The 20,971-nt window shown below is 44.3% G+C and carries 17 protein-coding genes; 7 read left to right on the top strand and 10 right to left on the bottom strand.

Annotation, left to right across the window (positions count from 1 at the left end; all coding sequences use genetic code 11):
* Positions 1-84: 84 nt before the first annotated feature.
* The 3 genes from BIW15_RS15335 to BIW15_RS15325 all read right to left on the bottom strand — a co-directional run bounded on the left by BIW15_RS15335 (position 85) and on the right by BIW15_RS15325 (position 2,738).
* On the bottom strand, positions 85-597 hold the full coding sequence (locus BIW15_RS15335) for a hypothetical protein (RefSeq protein WP_005483562.1): 513 nt from the start codon (positions 595-597) through the stop codon (positions 85-87).
* Positions 598-804: 207 nt separating this feature from the next.
* Positions 805-1,710, bottom strand: a complete 906-nt coding sequence (locus BIW15_RS15330; protein WP_005483516.1) for a lysine exporter LysO family protein — start codon at positions 1,708-1,710, stop codon at positions 805-807.
* Positions 1,711-1,817: 107 nt separating this feature from the next.
* The gene (locus tag BIW15_RS15325) at positions 1,818-2,738 is read right to left on the bottom strand and encodes an HDOD domain-containing protein (protein ID WP_020840442.1); all 921 of its coding nucleotides are present in this window, start codon (positions 2,736-2,738) and stop codon (positions 1,818-1,820) included.
* 370 nt (positions 2,739-3,108) lie between these two features.
* Between BIW15_RS15325 and BIW15_RS15310 the strand changes: the two genes are divergently transcribed.
* Positions 3,109-3,696, top strand: coding sequence for a TfoX/Sxy family DNA transformation protein (locus BIW15_RS15310; protein WP_005459593.1), 588 nt, complete (start codon positions 3,109-3,111; stop codon positions 3,694-3,696).
* Between the two features lie 173 nt (positions 3,697-3,869).
* On the opposite strand, the gene BIW15_RS15305 is transcribed toward BIW15_RS15310, so the two are convergent.
* The 3 genes from BIW15_RS15305 to BIW15_RS15295 form a co-directional block, all read right to left on the bottom strand.
* Positions 3,870-4,415: a hypothetical protein gene (locus tag BIW15_RS15305; RefSeq protein ID WP_005459590.1), complete on the bottom strand. Its 546-nt coding sequence runs from the start codon at positions 4,413-4,415 to the stop codon at positions 3,870-3,872.
* Positions 4,416-4,612: 197 nt separating this feature from the next.
* Positions 4,613-5,110, bottom strand: coding sequence for a response regulator (locus BIW15_RS15300; RefSeq protein ID WP_005483573.1), 498 nt, complete (start codon positions 5,108-5,110; stop codon positions 4,613-4,615).
* Positions 5,107-7,047: an ATP-binding protein gene (locus BIW15_RS15295; RefSeq protein ID WP_077281312.1), complete on the bottom strand. Its 1,941-nt coding sequence runs from the start codon at positions 7,045-7,047 to the stop codon at positions 5,107-5,109. The genes BIW15_RS15300 and BIW15_RS15295 overlap by 4 nt, the downstream gene beginning before the upstream one ends.
* A gap of 186 nt (positions 7,048-7,233) precedes the next feature.
* Between BIW15_RS15295 and BIW15_RS15290 the strand changes: the two genes are divergently transcribed.
* From BIW15_RS15290 to BIW15_RS15280, 3 genes are all read left to right on the top strand, one after another.
* Entirely contained in the window at positions 7,234-8,499 is a 1,266-nt protein-coding gene (locus tag BIW15_RS15290; RefSeq protein ID WP_005483545.1) for a DUF945 family protein, read from the top strand.
* 138 nt (positions 8,500-8,637) lie between these two features.
* Entirely contained in the window at positions 8,638-9,732 is a 1,095-nt protein-coding gene (gene serC / locus BIW15_RS15285; RefSeq protein WP_031416252.1) for a 3-phosphoserine/phosphohydroxythreonine transaminase, read from the top strand.
* A gap of 105 nt (positions 9,733-9,837) precedes the next feature.
* On the top strand, positions 9,838-11,169 hold the full coding sequence (locus tag BIW15_RS15280; protein ID WP_031416251.1) for a D-serine ammonia-lyase: 1,332 nt from the start codon (positions 9,838-9,840) through the stop codon (positions 11,167-11,169).
* A 72-nt stretch (positions 11,170-11,241) separates the two neighbouring features.
* Here BIW15_RS15280 and cydC read toward each other — a convergent pair whose 3' ends face one another.
* From cydC to trxB, 3 genes are all read right to left on the bottom strand, one after another.
* The gene (cydC, locus tag BIW15_RS15275) at positions 11,242-12,963 is read right to left on the bottom strand and encodes a cysteine/glutathione ABC transporter ATP-binding protein/permease CydC (RefSeq protein ID WP_077281249.1); all 1,722 of its coding nucleotides are present in this window, start codon (positions 12,961-12,963) and stop codon (positions 11,242-11,244) included.
* Positions 12,956-14,743: a cysteine/glutathione ABC transporter permease/ATP-binding protein CydD gene (gene cydD / locus BIW15_RS15270; protein ID WP_021449222.1), complete on the bottom strand. Its 1,788-nt coding sequence runs from the start codon at positions 14,741-14,743 to the stop codon at positions 12,956-12,958. Before cydD ends, cydC begins: the two co-directional genes overlap by 8 nt.
* A gap of 103 nt (positions 14,744-14,846) precedes the next feature.
* Positions 14,847-15,806 carry a thioredoxin-disulfide reductase gene (trxB, locus tag BIW15_RS15265; RefSeq protein WP_005495561.1) on the bottom strand — a complete coding sequence of 320 codons (960 nt, stop codon included), beginning with the start codon at positions 15,804-15,806 and terminating at the stop codon, positions 14,847-14,849.
* Positions 15,807-16,166: 360 nt separating this feature from the next.
* Between trxB and BIW15_RS15260 the strand changes: the two genes are divergently transcribed.
* Complete coding sequence (locus BIW15_RS15260; RefSeq protein WP_179115296.1) at positions 16,167-16,823, top strand: 2OG-Fe dioxygenase family protein; 657 nt, start codon at positions 16,167-16,169, stop codon at positions 16,821-16,823.
* On the top strand, positions 16,807-18,042 hold the full coding sequence (locus BIW15_RS15255; protein WP_077281248.1) for a cysteine desulfurase-like protein: 1,236 nt from the start codon (positions 16,807-16,809) through the stop codon (positions 18,040-18,042). The genes BIW15_RS15260 and BIW15_RS15255 overlap by 17 nt, the downstream gene beginning before the upstream one ends.
* Before the next feature lie 92 nt (positions 18,043-18,134).
* Here the strand turns inward: BIW15_RS15255 and BIW15_RS15250 are convergent, their stop codons facing one another.
* Positions 18,135-18,959, bottom strand: a complete 825-nt coding sequence (locus BIW15_RS15250; RefSeq protein ID WP_005483526.1) for a DUF2797 domain-containing protein — start codon at positions 18,957-18,959, stop codon at positions 18,135-18,137.
* Positions 18,960-19,308: 349 nt separating this feature from the next.
* Between BIW15_RS15250 and BIW15_RS15245 the strand changes: the two genes are divergently transcribed.
* Complete coding sequence (locus tag BIW15_RS15245) at positions 19,309-20,646, top strand: diguanylate cyclase (RefSeq protein ID WP_025792101.1); 1,338 nt, start codon at positions 19,309-19,311, stop codon at positions 20,644-20,646.
* Positions 20,647-20,971: the final 325 nt, after the last annotated feature.

Here is a 20,971-nt window from a genome sequence, read left to right as displayed (position 1 = left end):
TAATTATTGAAACCCATGTTACTGAAATGAAAGCGTGGTCATATCTAATCGCTCTAAACCGGAGGTTTTAGAGTCAGTTAGAGATTAGTCACACTTTTGTTTTTCAAGCTTCTCAATCGATTGGTTGTACTTGTTGAGTGCCGTGTCAATTTGTTGAGGGTGACTTAACAAATCAGCAAACGCTGAGCGAAGTTCGTAGTTTTTCGGATGATTGGTTGATTGACGATCACTAAATGTTTTCTTAGCGGCTTCACCTAAATCATCACTGCGACTTGCAAGCTGTTTGACATCGTGTTGCTCTAATTTCAACCAAGCTTCGATAGGTTGTTCTGTTGCTACGCGGCTTGGATCATTTTTAAGAAAGTAATGAACAGCCTCACGATTAAGTTCAAAGTGGTGTTTGCGACCATCTAAGAACCACTGGCTGACTTCTTTTAAGTCAGGATATTGGGAGACCGTTAAATCAACAAGATCTTGATACCATTGTAGTGAAGCATCGACATAGCCATCGTACTTGTTAGCAAGACACTGTTGATCTGCGGCAAACGTAAAAGTTGAGCTTGTAGCGAGGAGCGCTGCAACGACAAAGCGTTTCATTCTTCTTCCTTCTGGTTGTTATCCCTTCATTAACGTTAAAGCGCATCGAATGAGGTTGCTCTTATCAATTGGATTTGTTGTATAAATCGTTGGGCTAAATAACAAAATTCAAATTAATAAGTTGTCAGTGTACTGACCACTTTAACGTTAACTGGGTATTTAAATTTTTGCCGTATTGTAATGGATGTTAAAGATAAAACCTGAGATCTAGCTAGCAAGTGATACAAAGAAAAGCATCATAACGGGCACAAGTAAACTCAAGATAAAACCACTAACAATAGCGACAGGGACGCAGCGGACGCCACCTGTGGTTTGAATCACAGGTAATGTAAAGTCCATCGCAGTTGCGCCCGCATAACCGATAGCCGTACAAGGGTAGCTACGGATAAAGAGTGGGATCGCGACCAGCGCTATCAACTCACGCATGAGTTCGATAAGGAAAGACGCCCCACCAAACACAGGGCCAAATGCGTCGCCCATCAAAATGCCTGCTAATGAGTACCAGCCAAATCCGGAAGACATCGCTAATGCTTGATAAAGTGGTAAGTCTAAAATCACAGAAGCGATAACGCCGCCGAGCATACAAGTGGCGATAACAATGGCAGCAATCGCCATGCCTTGTTTGTTGAGCAAGATCTGTCTCAGAGTTAAACCGCTGTTTCTGAGTTGGATGCCGATGAAAAAGAGCAGAAGAAAGAGGATCCATTCGCTCGCGGTATCTACCCACTCCAGACCTATCGGCAAAATGAGACCAGCAATTAAGCCTCCACCAACGACAACAATCAGTTTTACTGATTCTAATGCCATAGAAGAAAGTGGAAGCTTGTTTTGGTTGTGATTGGTCTGCAACGGAATAATCTTATCGATTATTGGCAGAGCGAGTAAGTTACATACACTCAAGCAGACGAAAAAAGTACCAGCGTACAGCAGTATACTCTGCAAGTTGCTACTCAAGTTGTCTAAGGCAGCTAAACTTAAACCCATCAACGAAAGAATGACGTAAATAAGGTATGAAGTTGATTGGTTAATTTTCTCTAGTAAAGCTGCGCGAGAAATAGGAATTAAGTACCCCACTACAAGAGGGGCAAAAATGAATAGCATCCCTGAGAACATAAAACTTGATAATTCCTTAGTGAGACAAGCCGGAGACAAAAGCCACTGATAAAACAACACTCGACCTTGAGTTTAATGTTTATCGTGGATGACGTTAGTTAACTTAATTACAAGCCGCTAGCACTGAGTACTGCGTTGATTTCGTTTCGAAAGTCAGTATCACTCATATTGCTTAGGTCATACAAGACCTCTGCACCTGTTAAATTGAATTCCACTTCATGTTCATCAATACGTTCGTCTTGATTGCGGAACATCAATAAGTGGTTTGCAATTCGAGCAATGTCCAAATAACTGACTTCTGGACGAGCGGTAACAAACTTTTCGTTTGAAGAGACTTCTCGAAAATCGTTGTCGAACCCCCAGCGTTCTAGCACCAACTTACTGGTTGCAGAGCAGCGAGTTTGGAAGATTTGCAACGCGATATCAGGGTCAAGGTAATTGCCACTATCCAGATACAGGTGATATTCGTTAATGAGGCAGAACAAGCCAATATCGGCCAATAAGCCAACTAGAAGTGCCTTTTCCAGCTCCAGATGTGTGTAAACAGAAGGCTCGTGTTTGTGGAATTCTTGTACGACCAGCACCATCGTGGCGCCAAGCTCTCGAGAGACGGCCGCACTTTTTACCAGTATGTCATTGCACTCTTTACTCAGATTGACCGCGTGTTTCAATTGCTCGATAGCTTGTGCGGTCACGATGTCTCGAACGCGGAAGATACCTAAACGAGAGACGGCGGTAGTTAAATCACTACAAGTAATGTTTCTTCGGTTAAAAATCACCGAGTTGGCTACGCGAATCACAATAGCAGCTAACCCTGGATCTTCTAAAAGGCAATTTGCGACATCAGAAACCGTGGTGTTTTCTTCTATACAAAGTTTTTGAATTTTGATGACTACATCGGGGATGGGTGGTAACGAAATTTTACCCGTAGATATGGATTGTTCGACCAATTGGGCGAATTCAGATTCAAGCGCTTTTATAAGCTTATCTTTGTTATTTGGTAGCCAAAAAAATGATAGATGTTCCATTGTGACGTGGTGTTAGAGAACTTTCGTACAGTGTACCCTTACCCGAAGAACATTATCAATGAAATGCGTACTAAGTTCTCTATAAATGGTATACGGATCATAACGATGCGTGGTTTTTGGCACGCCATGCGTCAAAAAAATATCGCTAAATGCCCAATAAGTGTGAAACTAATCACGTATGATGAATTTATACTTTTTTATATGTGACCTATGTCCTAACTTATTTTTCAACGTTAAGTATGATTAAGCAAGTTGGTGAGCACAACTCACAAAAATATCGCCAACAAATCGACATTTTAAATTCGCTACAAGCTGCTGTTTATCTGGTGACATCGCTAATCGGGGTAATTTATTCAGATTAAAGAGGTCAATGGACATGACAGACCAAGCTTTTTTTAAATATGTACGCAATTTTAATGAGTATCAGAAACGTTCTATGTTTGGTGGTATCGGCTTGTTTAGCGATGACGCCATGTTTGCGCTTGTCAGCAATGATTGCTGTTATTTGCGCGGCGGTAATGGTTTAGACGAAGAATTTACTCTGCTTAATTGTGAAAAATACAAGCACGTCAAAAAACAGACGACGGCTACTGTAAACTATTATGACGTAACCGATTTATTTGAGTCCGGATTTACTGGTCTTGACGATTTGTTACGCAAATCTATTGATTGCTCAATTAAGGAGCGAAAATACCAAAAGTCTTCTGCTAGTAAACGTTTGAGAGATCTACCGAACATGCAGCTTACATTAGAGCGCATGGTTAAAAAGGCGGGTATTGATGATGTTGAAACCTTTTTGGAACTTGGTCCAGTTGAAGTGTTCAACAAAGTAAGAGTTGCTTACGGCAATGATGTTGACGTTAAACTGCTGTGGAAGTTTGCTGGTGCCATTGATGGTGTGCACTGGAAACTAATCCAAGAGCCGCGCAAAAAACAGTTACTGGCACTGTGTGAATAAGGCAACTGAACCACACAATGATTGACTCGTTTCTAATGGAGTTAGCGAGTCAGAAAAGTAAGTGTTAAAAGCAGAAAAGGGATGTTGATGTTTTTGACCACTTCATTTGAGTTAGTCATTTTATGAATAAAAAAACCGAGGCAATTGCCTCGGTTTTGCTTTTTTCACGCCAATTAGAACTTGAAGCGTGTAGTGAACATGATTTGATCACCGTAGAAATCGTTGATGCGAGCTTCAGCACCAAGAGAGAAAAGCTCTGTTGAATGGAAGCGTGCGTAAGCAGAACCTGTCCAATCGTCATCGTTGTCGATTGAAACGTAACCAACTTTACCACCCACTTCAAGTTGAGGACCAAGCCATTGGCGCACGCCTAGGTTTAGCTCCATACCAACATCTGTGCTGCTTGAGCTTGTTGGCTGAACCACACGCATTAGCATTTCACCTGTAAGGTCTGCCCAGTTGTTTAGCGGTGAGTGAAAGCCAAAACCTGCTGCAGAATCAAAGTCGCTATCAAACTCAGAGTCGATACGAGCAATAACGTGCGCATTCGGATGAATAGATTTGCTGAAGCCAGCACCAAATGTCACAGGGCTTGCGCCGATACGAGCTTCGAAATAATCGTAGCTAAAGTTGCTCATAGTTGCAGGCGCGTTGCGGTCTGCGGCTAGGGCATGGCTTGATGCCATTAATAGGGCAGCGGCTAATAGTGTTTTACGCATAACTAACGATAAACCTTGTTCTTTATTTCCATGGATTCAGGCAAATGCTTGAACCGTAATCTGATTTGTCCGACATCATAATAAAAACGAAGGTCTACGACCAACAAAAATGTGTCGAGGTTTTGTCAATTGACTTAATGGTGACGTAACAAAAGCAAAAAGCGCGCCACTAGTTGTTAGAGAGCTACTCTCAACTATTACTCTCCGAAGCTAGCTCTGCGATCTGCCATTGCATTCAAGATTGCTTCTGAATCGAGAATCGTCGTCCAAGACAACAAATTGTCATCATTTTCAATAACAAAGGCTGTTAGCTGGGATGTAATGGCTTGTCTTAGCTCCTCACCTTTCCAAGGCTTGGCAATGTAATAATCTAAGCTAGCATGGTTTACCGCTTCAACGGTGTCTTCAAGACCCGCTTGTCCGGTTAGGAGCACTTTTCTTGCTGCTTTGGTGTCACCATTTTGACTCAGTTCTATAAGAAAGCTGATGCCCGTTTGTTCTGGCATGATGTGGTCGCACAAAATCAGCGCAAGCTGAACTTCTTCTTCCGCCATCTCTTCAATCACTTGCTTTGCTTCCGTAACGGACTCTGCGCCCTCAACGATGAAATGTTCTTCGAATGGTGCTAAATCTTGAAGGACACTATCCAAGACTTCTCGTTCGTCATCGACACATAAAATCAGATACTTAGTCATGTTTCATCTCCTTCTTCAATGACTGGTAACCAGACGGTCATACAAGTAAAGGCATTGAGTTCCGATTGAACATCAATCCAGCCTTTGTGTGCTGCAACGATTTGTTGGCAAATAGACAGTCCAATACCTAAGCCAAAGTTGCCTTCTTTTTTGGTTGTAAAGTTGAGTTCAAAAATTGCTTTTTTCTGAGAATCCGGAATACCGCATCCATTATCTTCAAATGAAATCACGGCATAACGCTGTTGGTTTTTTTCAACTTCTCTCGTTTGTATTTTTAACGATCCTTTGTCAGGAAAGGCGTCAATCGCATTAGAAATTAGGTTGGTCCACACTTGTTGCAATGCAATAGGTTGGCAAAGCATACGCGGAAGTGGGGCGTAATCTGTTGAGACTTGATGCACTTTTAGCTTGTTTTCGAAAATCACTAAAGTGTCTTCGATGCCTTCATGGATATCGGCGTAGTGCATGCGTTCATCATCAGATCTCGCGTAGCCTTTTAGGCTCTTCACCATGTCAGCGATACGAGCGGCACAAACATTGATAGAACGGAGAGAAGCACCTGCTTGGTGGTATTGTTCTAACGTCTCTAGGGTAGAGGAGGCGTTGTCTTTCTTCTTGGCGAGTTGGGAAACGAGTTCGGAATCGCTCTCTAGGCCTAAATTGACGACTTTTTTGGCAATGGTACGATCAGGTAACGTGCTGTTGAGTTCTTTGACGCGTGAGCGCAGTTCGGAAGTCGAGGCTGGCTTGGCGGTTTGAGCTCTGGTTAGAAGCTGAACGCCTTTGATTTGTACTTCTGCTGTCGGAAGTTGAGTTAATAGCCCTTCGAGGGTATGAGTGAGGTTTTCTACACCACGCAAAATCGCAGCTATTGGGTTGTTCAGTTCATGGGCCACGCCTGCAACCAACTGTCCGAGCATGGCCATTTTTTCTCTTTCAATCAGTTGTTGATGAGCAGATTCAAGTGACTCGAGTGTTTTCTGCAATTGTAATTTTGTGTTGATGCTTCTCTGTAATCGGCGATTGAAATGACGAAGAAGTAAGTTCGTAAATAGGGGGAGAAGGTTTGAGTCACTCTGCATTACTTTACGGAACACATTTCTATCAAGTTTAATTACTTCTGTTTCGGTAAGCGTAAGTGCAGTAGAAAAGGAGCATTCCCCAGTTACAAATGACATGCCGCCGACAATGTTCCCTTTGGTATGGCGAACCACTTCTCGCTGCATACCTTGTTCGTCTCTTTTGTAAAGCGCCACTTCTCCGCTGGTTATGAACCATAAAAAGCTGTTAGGTTCCCCTTCAACCGTCAGCAAATGCTCAGGAGAGTAGGTTCGACAAGCTTTTGTTTCGTCATTTTCTTTGAAAAACTGTTGCAAGGCAGAGATTACTTGTTCTGCCAGTTCATTATCAGACATCGAGTGATAGTCGTGTAAGAAACCGGCTTGGTAATTGCTCATCTGATTTTCGATATGAGCACGTAGCAATTTGTGCTGGTCCAAGATTTGGCTATAACTGAGCAAGTCTTCTTTGCAATTACGTAAGATAAACTGCGTCAGCTCTTTTTGAGCCGTATTAAAAAGGACGTTATCTGGTAGAGGCTTGGTCAAACAATGATCCAAACGACCTTCATTGACGGCCGTGAGTATCGCGTCAATATCTGAAGAGCAACTGATGAGAATTTTACGAGCGCGCTCGGTGTGCGGTGTTTTGTCCAGCCCAATGAGAAAATCCACACCATTAAAGTGCGCGTGATGGCTGGCGATCACTAACGCGACAGTTTGTTCTCTTTCTTCAAGATATTCCAACGCGCTTTGCGCTTCTTCTATCGACTCGACAGAAAGAATATCAAACTTGCTAGAGAAAGCCGACAGTTCCAATCGAAACTGCTCTGCACTGATTGGATTATTGTCGAGACACAATACAGCGTAACGATTCACAGGTGGTTGAGCTCCGGTTAAAACTTGGCCAAGCAAACTTTATCAATAAAACGGTGTAATGAGTGCGAGCTGCGTATGATTCCTGACTAATGGACTAGAATTAGCATCAATAGTCTGATTTATCTCAATGTTTTATCCGTTAATAGTTTGGGGTAGACTGAGCGCAAATACCTGAAAAGTGATGTTATGCAAAACTTAAAAAAACTAGGCGCCATCGGTGGTGCAATCTCATTGGCGTTGTGTTGGCCGCTTGCGGTTGGTCAAATTGGTCAGTCGATCATTGAAGACGGTATCGCCAATATGAACGATAAGATGATCAAAGGCGAAGTAGTTGAATACCAACGCGGCTACCTTTCTTCCGTTGTATTAACTCGATACTCAGTGGTTGACCCTGAACTGAAAACACAGTTTGAACGCGATGGTTTGCCGATTATGTTCGAAGTCACGAGTGATGTAAGCCATGGCTTAACTAGCCTGACAGCAGACTCTAAGCTGGTGGATAATGATTTTCTGCCGCTTACCATGCATAGCAAAACACAGCTTAATGGTAACACTGCGTTTACGTTGGATTTAGATAGCTGGAACTATCGCAATGAAGCGCAAGGCGTATCGGTTTCGACAAGTCCTGCGCAAGTGACTGGCGATGTTACCGTGCTTGGTGATTTGAAGTACCAAGTATCGATTCCTTCAGTTCAAGTCGATTTTGAAAATGGTGACGAGTTACATCTGAATGATCTGAGTGGACAAGGTAAGGGTAAGCAAGCGAAAGGTTATTGGCTTGGTGAACAAACCTTTTCTCTAGAAAAGTTAGATGTGGTTGATTCATCGCTTAAACAGGTATTTTTGATTGAAAAGGCGAGCTACAGCGGCAACACGTCGAATGACGAAACCGGTGAGAAGCTAAACAGCCAATTGAACATTAATGCTCAAAAAATGCGCCTAACGGATGGCACTGATGTTGATAACTTTAAGTTGAATTTTGCTATTGCAGATGTCGATAGTAATTCGTTCGATCAAATTATGTCGATCTATCAAAGCTCACCAGTACTTGATGAACAACAGGTGTCCGAATTAATGCCTCACATCGACACGCTATTTAGTAAGGGCTTTAAGCTTTCAGTTAATGAGCTTTCTTTGGCGTTTGGTGAAGGTAAATTCCGCAACGAGTGGCAATTATCTGTCCCTCAAGGTACAGACCATATCACGCAAGACCCAATGAAGTTGATGACCGCAACAAACGGCGAATTGAGTACTTACTTCTCAGATGAACTTGTTGAACACTATCCATTTATCCAAGAAGGCATTGATGAGCTTTTGATCATGGAGTTGATTGAAAAAGTCGATGGTGGTTATGAACTTAAAGCTCAAATCGGTGAAGGCAAGCTTAAGTTTGAAAATGGTCATGAATTTCCATTGATTGGTCTGTTAATGCCCGCGTTGATGCAGAAATAAGCCGATTATGATTCGAGCTTTCCGTTAATTTGACGTTTTCAGTTTAAAAGAGGTCTTAAGACCTCTTTTCTTGTTTTTATCGCCATAAAAACGTGATATTAATTTCGTAATATTTACATAGCAGGAGCAATGAGCATCATGGAACAAAATACGGACAACGTATTTAACTTCAGTGCAGGGCCAGCGGCTTTGCCAAAAGCTGTCATGCAGCAAGCACAACAGGAACTTATCGACTGGCAAGGTCTTGGTACTTCGGTAATGGAAATCAGTCACCGAAGTAAAGAGTTCATCAAAGTTGCACAAGAAGCAGAGCAAGATCTACGTGATTTGCTGAATATTCCAGACAACTACAAAGTACTGTTCTGCCAAGGTGGTGCTCGTGCTCAGTTTGCCGCTGTTCCGCTAAACTTACTTGGTGATGCAGAAACTGCAACCTACATCGATGGTGGCTACTGGGCTGAAAGTGCAGTCGAAGAGGCGAAGAAGTACTGCGAACCTGACGTATTTGATGCCAAAACAGAGATTGACGGTAAAGTAGCTGTTCTACCTGCAAGCGAATGGAAAATTGCCCCAGAAGCGGCTTATGTTCACTTTTGCCCAAATGAAACCATCGATGGCATCGAAATCAATGATCTTCCGATCACCGACAAACCAATTGTTGCTGATATGTCTTCGACAATTCTTTCTCGTGAAATCGACGTGTCGAAATACGGTGTGATTTACGCGGGCGCTCAGAAAAACATTGGCCCATCAGGTATTGCCATCGCGATCGTTCGTGACGATCTACTCGGCATGGCGAAACAAGTGCTACCAAGTATTCTTGATTACAAAGTTCTTGCTGAAAAAGAATCAATGTTTAACACGCCACCAACGTTTGCTTGGTACTTGTCTGGCCTTGTTTTCAAATGGCTTAAAGCACAAGGCGGCGTTAAGAGCATTGAATCAGTGAATCGCGAAAAAGCAAAACTGCTTTACGATTACATTGATCAGTCTGATTTCTACCGCAACGGCGTTCATCCATCGAACCGTTCATTAATGAATGTTCCTTTCCAATTAGCGAAGCCTGAACTTGACGCGACTTTCCTTGAGCTTGCAGATGCAAAAGGACTAAAGGCGCTAAAAGGTCACCGTGTGGTGGGCGGTATGCGCGCATCGATTTACAATGCAATGCCGCTAGAAGGTGTGCAAGCGTTGGTTGACTTCATGAAAGAGTTCGAGCAAAACTACGCATAGAGCACGAATTGAATGAGTTAAAAGCGTCGCAATTGCGGCGCTTTTGTTTATGTACGTAACCAATTGAATGGAAGATTCTAAAGAACGAATTGCAGGATAGAGGATATGAACAAGCTGAATGTGGAAGTGCTTAAAAAACAATTCCCACTTGTAGAGCAACTGATCAACCTAGATGAAGTTTGCTGGTTAAATCCCAATGTGACTTCGCTTGAAGAAGGTTTGCCGCACGTCGGATTGAACGCAGAAGATATTCATGTCGCGAGTGCAAGGCTCAAGCGCTTTGCTCCTTATCTTATGAAAGCTTTTCCTGAAACCAAAGCCGCTTCTGGTCTCATTGAGTCGCCTGTAGTGGACATTTCAAAGATGAAAGCGGCTTTGGAAACTCAGTACAACGTCCCAATATTCGGCCGCCTTATGCTCAAGCTTGATAGTCACCTACCAATATCCGGCTCGATAAAAGCCCGTGGTGGCATTTATGAAGTGTTAGTTCATGCAGAAAAACTGGCGATTGCCGCAGGGTTGTTAAGTGAGAGTGATGATTACAGCAAGCTGTTGAGTGGTGAGTTCCGACAGTTTTTCCAACAATACAGCATCGCGGTTGGTTCAACGGGAAATCTAGGCATGTCGATAGGCATGATGAGTGCCAAGCTTGGTTTTTCAGTATCGGTTCATATGTCAGCCGATGCGAGAGAGTGGAAGAAAAATAAACTTCGATCGCACGGTGTCAACGTGGTTGAGTACGAGCAAGATTATGGTGTTGCGGTTGAGCAAGGTCGAAAACAGGCAGAGAGTGATTCCAACTGCTTTTTTATCGATGATGAAAACTCACAAACCTTATTCCTAGGTTACTCGGTTGCAGGTGAACGCTTAAAACAACAATTTGATGATTTAGGTATTGTGGTTGATGAACGTCATCCACTGTTTGTGTATTTACCATGCGGTGTTGGTGGTGGGCCAGGTGGTGTTGCTTTTGGGCTCAAGGTGGCCTTTGGTGACCACGTGCATTGCATCTTCGCTGAGCCAACACATTCTCCTTGCATGTTGTTGGGAGTACATACGGGTTTGCATGATGAGATAGCGGTGCAAGATATTGGTATAGATAATCTCACCGCGGCAGATGGCTTGGCAGTTGGTCGTCCTTCTGGTTTTGTTGGGCGAGCCATGGAGCGGCTAATTGATGGTTACTACACAGTGACGGACGAACGTATGTATCAGCTTTTAGGAGAGTTGAGCGAACGAGAAGGCATCAATTTGGAGCCCTCTGCATTAGCCGGAATGATGGGCGCGGTGCATGTCTCGAGTTCTCTACACTACCAGACTCGTTTACAGCTTACGGATGAACGTTTGAAAAATGCCACACACTTAGTTTGGGCGACCGGGGGAGGGATGGTGCCAGAAGCTGAAATGTCAGCTTACTTGGCGAAGTCTGGTCGTTAGAGCGTTCTTCAAATTTTTTGAGTTAGTCAAAATGAAAAAGCTCATCCGAAGATGAGCTTTTTTTAGTCTTACTTATAGAGATTGAAGCAACTGGTAATAACGACCGTGTTGAGCGAGTAGCGTTTGATGGTTGCCTTGCTCAATGATCTCGCCCTGTTCCATAAGGCAAATGTTGTCCATGCTCTCTAATTCGATGAGTCGGTGAGTGATGAACACAACCGTCTTGTTGGCAAAGTACTCGTTGAAAAGCGCCATGACTTTTTGTTCGGTGCGCTTGTCGAGGCCTTCGGTTGGCTCATCAAGAAGCAAGATCGGTGCATCTCGTAGCAACGCTCGCGCAATACCAATACGACGTTTCTCGCCACCGGAAAGTTGACGACCGCCATCACCCAGCCAAGCATCAAGACCCGGCTCTTCAAGCAGTGCACCCAGTTCTACTTTTGTTAGGATCTCCGCCAGTTGCTCATCAGTCGCATTTGGTGACGCCATTAACAAGTTGTCACGTAGTGTGCCGTTTAACACATCTACTCGTTGGCTCACTACGGTAATTGCTGAGCGCAGATCGGATTCACACCAATCTTTTAGTGAAGCGCCACCAATGCGAACCTCACCTTGGTTTACATCCCAGTAGCGACAAAGTAGTTGAATCAGAGTCGACTTGCCTGAACCCGTTTGACCAACAATTGCGGTTTTCGAGCCTAAAGGAAGTGAAAGCGAAAGGTCTTTCAGCACTTTCTGTTGTCCATCAGGGTATGCAAAATCAATGTTGATGAACTCGATATCCAGTGGCTTTTCTTCGCGTTTAGATTGCTCAAGGAAGACAACATCAGGCTCTGCGAGAATCACTTCGTTCAAGCGACGGGCAGAAGTCAGCGTTTGACCAAGGTATTGGAACGCACCCGCAATAGGCATCAAAATTTCAAAACTTGCCATTGTTGCAAAAGCGAATAGGGCGATCCAAGGATCAGGTGCCCGACCACCAACACCATCAGCAGCAAACCAAAGCATGACAACTAAAGTCAGGCCGTTCACCAACATCAGAAGTCCTGACGCCATACCAGTCAGATTAGCGTTTACAAACTGGTTTGAAAGCAGTTGTTTTTGCTTTTCAAGAATCAGGTTACGGTAGCGTTCTTCTGCACCAAAAATACTCAGCTCGCTATAGCCTTGTAGCCAATCGAGTGTCGCAACACGAAGCTGAGCTTTGTTATGCGTTAAGTGCTCACCATTGTTTTTGCCCAGTTTGTAAAAAAGCACTGGCCACACCAAAAGCATGATCGTAAGAATTGAGCCTAAAAGTAGCGCAAGATGCCAGTCAAAGAACGCTAAGACTGCGGTTAAACTCAGAATGCCAAAGATGCCAATAATGACTGGGCTGACAAGTCGCAGATAAACGTGATCCATTGCGTCCACATCGGCTACCAGACGGTTCAGCAGATCAGCATCGCGCATTGTTGATACTCGGCCTGGGATCAGCGGAGCAAGTTTCTTGAAGAAGAAGATGCGCAGGTCTGTTAGCAACTTAAATGTCGCATTGTGGCTTACAACGCGCTCACCCCAACGGCCAGCTGTTCGTGCCATTGCAGCACCGCGCACGCCAGCACCTGGCAGCATGTAGTTGAAGGTTTCACGCGCAACGGTTAAACCAGCCACTGCTGCTGCGGAGATAAACCAACCAGACAGAGTGAGCAAGCCGATAGATGCAGCAAGTGTTAGGAACGCCAATAGCATACCCAGCGACAAACCGAACCAATGTTTTTTATACAGTTTTAGATAAGGGAGTAAATCACGCATCTAGGTTCCCCTTGTCTGATTCACGCTGCGCTAGGTTGGCAGCTAACATGTCTTTAAACAAACCTTCTTGTGAGGCTAGGGTAGCGTAGTCGCCACGTTGTACGATTTGACCATCTTGCATCACGAGAATTTGTGAAACGTTTTGCAAAGGCGCAAGTTGGTGAGTGATCATCAAGTTAGTGGTGGATTGGGTATACTTATTAATTCCCTCCATCACCAGTTTTTCACTGCGCGCATCTAAGCTTGCTGTTGGTTCGTCAAGCAACCAGAAACGGCCGTTTTGTAGCATTGCTCGCGCAAGTGCAAGACGTTGAGCTTGTCCTACAGATAAACCGCCTGAACGGTCAGAGATTGCGTAATCCAGGCCATGCATTTCAACAAACTCAGCTGCGTAAGAATCGTTGAGCACTGTATTCACTTGTGTGTCTGGAATATCGTGTTTACCAAGCGTGACGTTATCACGAATGCTGCCGTGCAATAACATTGGGTTTTGACCAATCCAGCTGACAGCTTCGCGCCAAGTCGATAGATCAAGTTGAGACAACTCGCAGCCGTTAATTTTCAAACTGCCCTTGTATGGCATAAAGCCAAGAATGGTATTAACCAAACTGGTTTTACCTGCGCCACTTGGGCCAACAAGCGCAGTGCTTTGATTGGCTTCCAATGAAAATGACAGAGGGCCAGCCAATTGTTTCCCTTCAGGGCTGAAAACAACCAAATCTTGAGCTTCGATTTGAATTGGCGTGTTCTGTTCAAGAGATTGAGTTCCATCTTTCACTTGATCGACCTCTAGTTCAAGAAACTCGACAATACTTTCGGCAGCGCCCACCGCTTGTTGCTTCGCGTGATAGAAAGTGCCGAGATCTCGAAGTGGTTGGTAAAACTCAGGAGCTAAAATCAGGATGAACAGGCCAGCAAACAAGGTGACGCCAGCACCATAGTAACCAAAGTTCAATTCACCGATGTAACTGAAGCCGAAGTAAACCGCAGTAATAGCGATAGAAATAGAAGTGAAGAACTCCAGTACCGCAGAAGAAAGGAATGCGATTTTGAGTACATCCATCGTGCGGGTACGAAATACCTCTGATGCCCCTTTCAGGGTCTCAGTTTCTGACTTTGTGCGGTCGAAAAGGCGAATGGTCGTCATCGCTTGCAATCGGTCATAGAAGTGACCGGACAAGCGTTGCATTGCTTTGAAGTTTTTACGGTTCGCTTCCGCGGCTTTGATACCAACTAATGCCATAAAAATAGGCACCAGTGGGGCCGTCACAAGGAAGATTAAACCTGCCGCCCAGTTAACTGGGAATACCACAACCAAAATGATGAAAGGAACTAATACCGACAGCGACATTTGAGGTAAGTAGCGAGAGAAGAAGTCTTGCATGTTCTCAACTTGCTCTAGAATCAATGTTGCCCAACTGCCTGCTGGTTTGCCTTTAATGTAAGCAGGCCCCAGCTTGTGGACTTTGTCTAAAATGAGCTGTCGAATGTAAACTCGGATTTGTTCGCCACAGCGGTAGCCCGCAATTTCGCGGCCCCACGTACATGCAGCGCGGCCGATGACGGTTCCGACTAATCCGACAAAGTGCCAAATGAGCTCACTTTTATCGACTTGTTCGATGATTAATTGGTGAAGAATGGAGGCGAGCAGGGCTGCTTGAGCCAATAAAAACACGCTTGAAAGTACGCCTAGGCCTATCGCAATCATGAGCCAGCGCTTGGCTAACTTGCTCTGTTGCTTAAGCCACTTATTCAAGCTGCTTTGCTTTTTCTTATCCATCGTGAAGGCTTAATGATAATTGTTTTAATGAGGCGGTAGTATACAAAAGAAAACCCAGCGGGAATACCGCTGGGCTTTAAGGATATGACACAAATGTGAAAAGTTATTTGTCACTAAGTGCGTCTAGGAAGCGTTCCGCATCCAGAGCTGCCATACAGCCTGTACCTGCTGATGTGATTGCTTGACGATAGTTGTGATCCATTACGTCACCAGCTGCAAATACACCTTCAATGCTAGTTTGCGTCGCGTTGCCTTCTAGACCCGACTTCACAACGATGTAGCCATCTTTCATTTCTAGCTGGCCTTCAAAGATCTGGGTGTTTGGCTGGTGGCCGATCGCGATAAACGCGCCCATCACTTCAAGATCTTCAGTTGTGCCTGTGTTTACATCTTTAATGCGAACACCAGTTACGCCCATATCGTCGCCCAGAACTTCATCTAGTGTGCGATCGGTGTGAAGAATGATGTTGCCATTTTCCACTTTGTCCATAAGACGATTAATGAGGATCTTCTCCGCACGGAATGAATCACGACGGTGGATCAAGTGAACTTCAGATGCGATGTTAGATAGGTACAGCGCTTCTTCAACCGCTGTGTTACCGCCGCCGACAACCGCAACTTTTTGGTTGCGGTAGAAGAAACCGTCACACGTAGCACATGCCGATACGCCGCGACCTTTGAACGCTTCTTCTGATTCCAGACCTAGGTATTTAGCTGATGCACCTGTTGAAATGATCAAAGCATCACAGGTGTACTCACCAGAATCACCTTTTAAACGGAATGGACGTTGAGACAGTTCAACTTCGTTGATGTGATCGAATACGATTTCTGTTTCGAAACGTTCCGCATGTTCTTTCATGCGTTCCATTAATGCAGGGCCTGTTAGGCCTTCTGCATCACCTGGCCAGTTTTCTACTTCTGTTGTAGTGGTTAGCTGACCACCTTGTTGCATTCCCGTCACAAGCACAGGGTTTAGATTCGCGCGCGCTGCGTATACTGCCGCGGTGTAACCTGCTGGACCAGAACCAAGAATTAATAGTTTACAGTGTTTTACGTCGCTCATTGTGGCTCCAAAGAGGGCTGAACATTTCTCTCGATTGTATGGAAATTCTTATAGCTTTAAAAGCATAAACGGCGATTGAGATCGAATAAATGGTTATAGATTAGAACTCACTATCGCGTGATAGAAATTGTCTCAATCCAGCATAAAATTCTATTTGCAGTAGAGAAATCTAGTTTCAAATGTTGCGTAAGCTTTAATCTAAAACATATACCTAATTTAGCTTTTGTTTGTGGGTTTTTATCTCGTTTTTTTATTTATGTTGAAGCTATCAACGTTAAAAGCTGGCAATTGCAGAATATTTGCGTAACCTATGTTGTAAATTAAATGTTAATTAAATGTGCCTCATTAAAGGAGTCAATGATGTTACATTCGCGTGAGAACACTCTACATTTAACTCAGCTCAGCATGGCAGCAATTGAGCAACTTTCGCCTTCATTTGAAGCGTTACCTCATACTGAGCACGCTGATGGGCAATATCGATTACGACGCTACTCAGTCGTGAGTTTTGAAAATGGACAAGTGATCGATTTGAACAAGAACAGCTTTGTACAGTCTTCAGATATCAACCGATTTCAGGGTGATGTCATTCGTCAATTTGAACCTATCGAGAAAGACATTTTAGCAAGTGACGGCTTTCGCGAAATGTGCGCGCTATTCGTGAGCGCAAACCACCTTCCAAATGGTCAAGAAATCGAAATTCACCAGATTCGAATCACTGCATTAGATAGCGAAACGCAGGTCGCGCCAGAAGGTGTGCACCAAGACGGTTTTGATCATATCGCGATGGTTGGTGTTGGTCGTCACAACATCATTGGTGGTGACATCATGCTATACAGTAGCCATAACCAAGCCCCATTTTTCCGCAAAGTATTAGAAAACGGGGAAGTGGCGATGTTGGCTGACAGCAAACTTTGGCACAACGCCTGTCCAATTCGTTCTGTGATTGATGACCAAGCAGGCCACATGGATGTCTTTGTATTAACCGCAACGGACAAACGTAATGAACTTCAATCTTAATCAAATCAGAGAACAGTTTCCCGCGTTGGCTCAGTATCATAATGACAAACCAGTTACGTTTTTTGATGGGCCTGGCGGCTCGCAAGTCCCTCAATCTGTGCTTGATTCAATGGTCGGCTACCTTGGGCGTTTTAATTCCAACTTGGGTGGGCATTACTTCTCTAGCCAAGCTACGGTCGATGTCATGCAGAGTGCGCGAGAGTCGGCACAAGCGCTATTGAATGCACCTTCGTCTGGTAATATTGTCTTTGGCGCGAACATGACATCACTGACGTTCCAGTTAAGCCGTGCAATCAGTCGTGATTGGCAAGAAGGGGATGAGATCATTGTCTCAGCGCTTGACCATTACTCGAACGTTTCAAGCTGGCAACAAGCAGCAGAAGACAAAGGAGCGGTAGTTCGCCAAGTTCGAATCAATGAAGCGGACTGCACTTTAGATCTTGAGCACTTACAAAGCCTGCTTTCAGAAAAAACACGTTTGGTTGCCGTGACATATGCGTCAAACACCACGGGAACGATAGTCGATATTCAGCGCGTAGTTGACATGGCGCACGGTGTTGGTGCTCAAGTTTATGTCGATGCAGTGCATTATGCTCCTCACCACTTAGTCGATGTACAAGCGCTGGGCTGTGATTTCTTAGCGTGTTCAGCTTATAAGTTCTTTGGACCGCATGTCGGTATCGCTTACGTGGCTGACCAATGGTTGCACAGCCTTCGTCCTTATAAAGTAGAACCGGCTACGAATATTGGTCCGGGTCGTTTTGAAACGGGGACACAAAGCTTCGAAGGCCTTGCTGGTGTTGCGGCCGCAGTGGAATATTTGGCTCAGTTTGGCGACAACGACTTACCACTTCGTCAGCGATTAGAACAAAGTTACGCGCTTTACAATCAACACGAACAGCGTTTAAGTGAGCGTTTTTTGCAACGACTCGATGCGCTAGAAGGTGTGAAACTGTATGGCATTGAGAGCGAAGATTGTCAGCAACGTACGCCGACGTTTGCCCTAACATTTGACAAGTATTCACCAGAGTTTATCGCTAAGACCTTAGGTGAGCACAATATCTGTGTTTGGAATGGCCACTTTTATGCACTTGGTTTGGTTCGTCAGCTTGGCATTGAAGAATCAGGTGGGGTCGTACGAATTGGTTGTATGCATTACAACACTATTGAAGAAGTGGATATGTTGTTTGATGTGCTAGAAAGCATCCTTGATGCTTAATCTCTCATCGCTCTGAACGAAGAAAAACAAAAGCTCGAGCCAGTGCTCGAGCTTTTTCTATATAGGAAGTTTGTATAGTAAAGCAGACGTATCTATGCGCTTACTTCAACTTCGTAAGATGTAAATTTGCGGACGTTAATCACACCGGTATCAAAAATCAGATACTGACCTTTGATGCCTTGCAAAATGCCAGTCACAACCGGGTTTTTGTCGAAGTTATGAGAGGTGATTTTCGTTGGGTGTTGTTGAACTGGGTAGCTAAGATCGGTAATGGTTTCGCTCAGTACCTCGATGGCATCTTCACCAAATTGCTGTTTGATTTCAGCAATCTTGTCTTGCACAAGAGGAAGCAGTTCAGCAAAACGGTCTTGTAACTCAATCGGTTCACCATCGCCTTTAAGCAAAGTGCGCCAGTTTGTTTTGTCTGCAATATGCTTTGCCAGTTCCACTTCAATCAAGCCAGAGATATGACGCGTTTTGACTTTGAAAATTGGCAGACCCTGAGTTGCACCTTGATCAATCCAACGTGTTGGAATTTGAGTGTGGCGAGTGATGCCCACTTTCAAGCTTGATGTATTTGATAGATACACGAAGTGATCCACCATACAGTTTTCTTCTCCCCACTGCGGTTCGCGGCATGTGCCTTGATCGTAGTGGCAAGTCTCTGGCTTCATGATGCACATATCGCAGCTCGCAAGCTTCTTCATACACACGAAACAGTGGCCTTGAGAATAGCTTTTCTTGGTTTTCTTACCGCATGAGCAACAAAAAATATTGCCAGTATGCGTCAATGTGAGTGTTTTACCGAGAAACGGTGACAGATCGACTTCTTCATCACCCACAGGAAGACGATAGCTGACGGCACCATCGAGAGAAGCACGCATTTTGTTTAGCGTACCAGTAGCAATTAATGACATGACATTACTCGTTATTGTGTTTTTCGACAGTATATAACGAAGTGCGCTCAAGATGCAGGGTTGACAGGGCTAATAACTGGCAATGTTTCCACAATGAATGACCATTGTTTCTCGTCGCAAAGCTTGATGGTGCCTCGCTTGAGTGGTTGTGAATTGCTTCGCAAATAACAAGTAAGTCATCAAATTGGACGATTTTAAACCGTGATAACGGTTCAAAACGCGTTACCATGTATCGGAAATAAGAACCCAAGCCAAAAGTAATTTTGTTTCTTGATAAATGACTTTATTTGAAGTTCGAAATATCATTGAGTACACTGTGTTGTATATAAGTTAAGCAGGTCACTTGCCTATGAAGTGGATACACAAATTAATCTTCGCTCTTTCGATTTGTACGATCAGTTTAGTTGCTCTGTACAGTGTGCTAGGTGACACGCGTAAGCTCGTCATTACACCTGAACAATTCAATATTTATGCGACAAAAGATGCGAGCGAAGGTGGGCTAAGTACGGCCGATATCACCTATGATGCGCAAAGCTTGGTACTCAATTGTGAGCTGAAAAAAAGCAGTTATGCTTGGCCGTATTGCGGTATCTCGGTTTATACCGATGTAGCGAAGCCAACGCATGGCATCGATCTTTCTAATTACCATACCATCCGATTAAAGCTTCATTATGAAGAGGCGGGCAATGGGCAAAACCCAAGCCATGACCTACGTCTTTATCTGAGAAACTACAATCCGGAATACTCGAAACCGGATGATGAATACACCATCAAATACAATGGCATGCAGTTTTCTCCATCGAGTTTTAGTGAAACCATCGAGATTCCGATTAAGAACTTACAGGTAATGACGTGGTGGCTTGCGGATAACAAGGTCGATATTGAACATTCTGCGCCAGAGTTTTCGAACATCACGCGTATTGATATTGCCACTGGTTCGGGTGCTGCGCTTGGTCAGCACAAAATTGTGATTGATAAGATCGAATTTGAAGGTGCCTATCTTGCACAAGAAACGTTGTTGTTTGCTCTATTGTTTTCTTGGATGGCTTTAGGGCTGGCTTTCTCTCTGCATGAACTACGGAAAAACAGAGCGGCGTATGAAAAAGCGAAGCGTCGTCATCGTCATCTAGAAAAAGTGAATGGCACTTTGCGCGCGCAGAATTACGAATTTGCCGAGTTGGCGCACCGAGATGCGCTAACCGGAGCGATGAACCGTCATGCTGTACAAACTTGGTTAGAACAGCAAGCACGCCAAGTACGTTGGGGGCACTCGACGTTGAGCATCCTTTATATGGATTTAGACAACTTTAAGAAGATTAACGATAAGTTCGGGCATCAAATGGGGGATGACATTCTGCGTGAGTTCGTCATGGTCGTTGCCAGTTCTATTGCACCTGATGACCGTTTGGTTCGTTGGGGTGGTGAAGAGTTTGTGGTTTTCTGCCCAGATACCAATATCGAACAAGCCGTGAAAAAGGCCGAGATGATACGCAAGAATGTCGCAAACCACTTGTGGGTTCATGGAGAGGCACTTACTTGCAGTATCGGCGTGGCCCAAATGCAAAATGAGCGGGTAACCGAGACCATGGCAAGAGCCGATGAAGTATTGTATCTCGCTAAGCGTAATGGTCGAAACCGCGTTGAGGTGAACTACGGATTGTTGAGTTGCCAAAAGAATGAGGCATAAATAGACAGCATGACGTTCTAGCGATTCACACTTTTCGTTTAAACGCGCCGTTGTACTGAGCTTATGAAAGCAAAGTATGACGGCTTTTTTGTGTCTACAGTTTGTGTTGGCAGGCTATTGAGTTCGATTGTTCATTGAAGCTGGTATGAGAGTTTGTTCAGGCTTTAAGAGTAAAGGTTGATTGAGCGCTAGGAATTCCCCTATAGAGGGAAGAATGCAAAGTGAATCTACCAATACGAGGTAAGAAAGAATAAAAAAGGTGGCCAACTGGCCACCAAGAGGGAAACTGCTGAACACCACTTTAGGGGAAGTTTGGGCTATCAAT

Origin of the sequence: Vibrio sp. SALL6, from assembly GCF_002002385.1 — a bacterium.
Lineage (GTDB): Bacteria > Pseudomonadota > Gammaproteobacteria > Enterobacterales > Vibrionaceae > Vibrio > Vibrio parahaemolyticus.
This window is presented reverse-complemented; position numbering and strand designations above follow the sequence as displayed.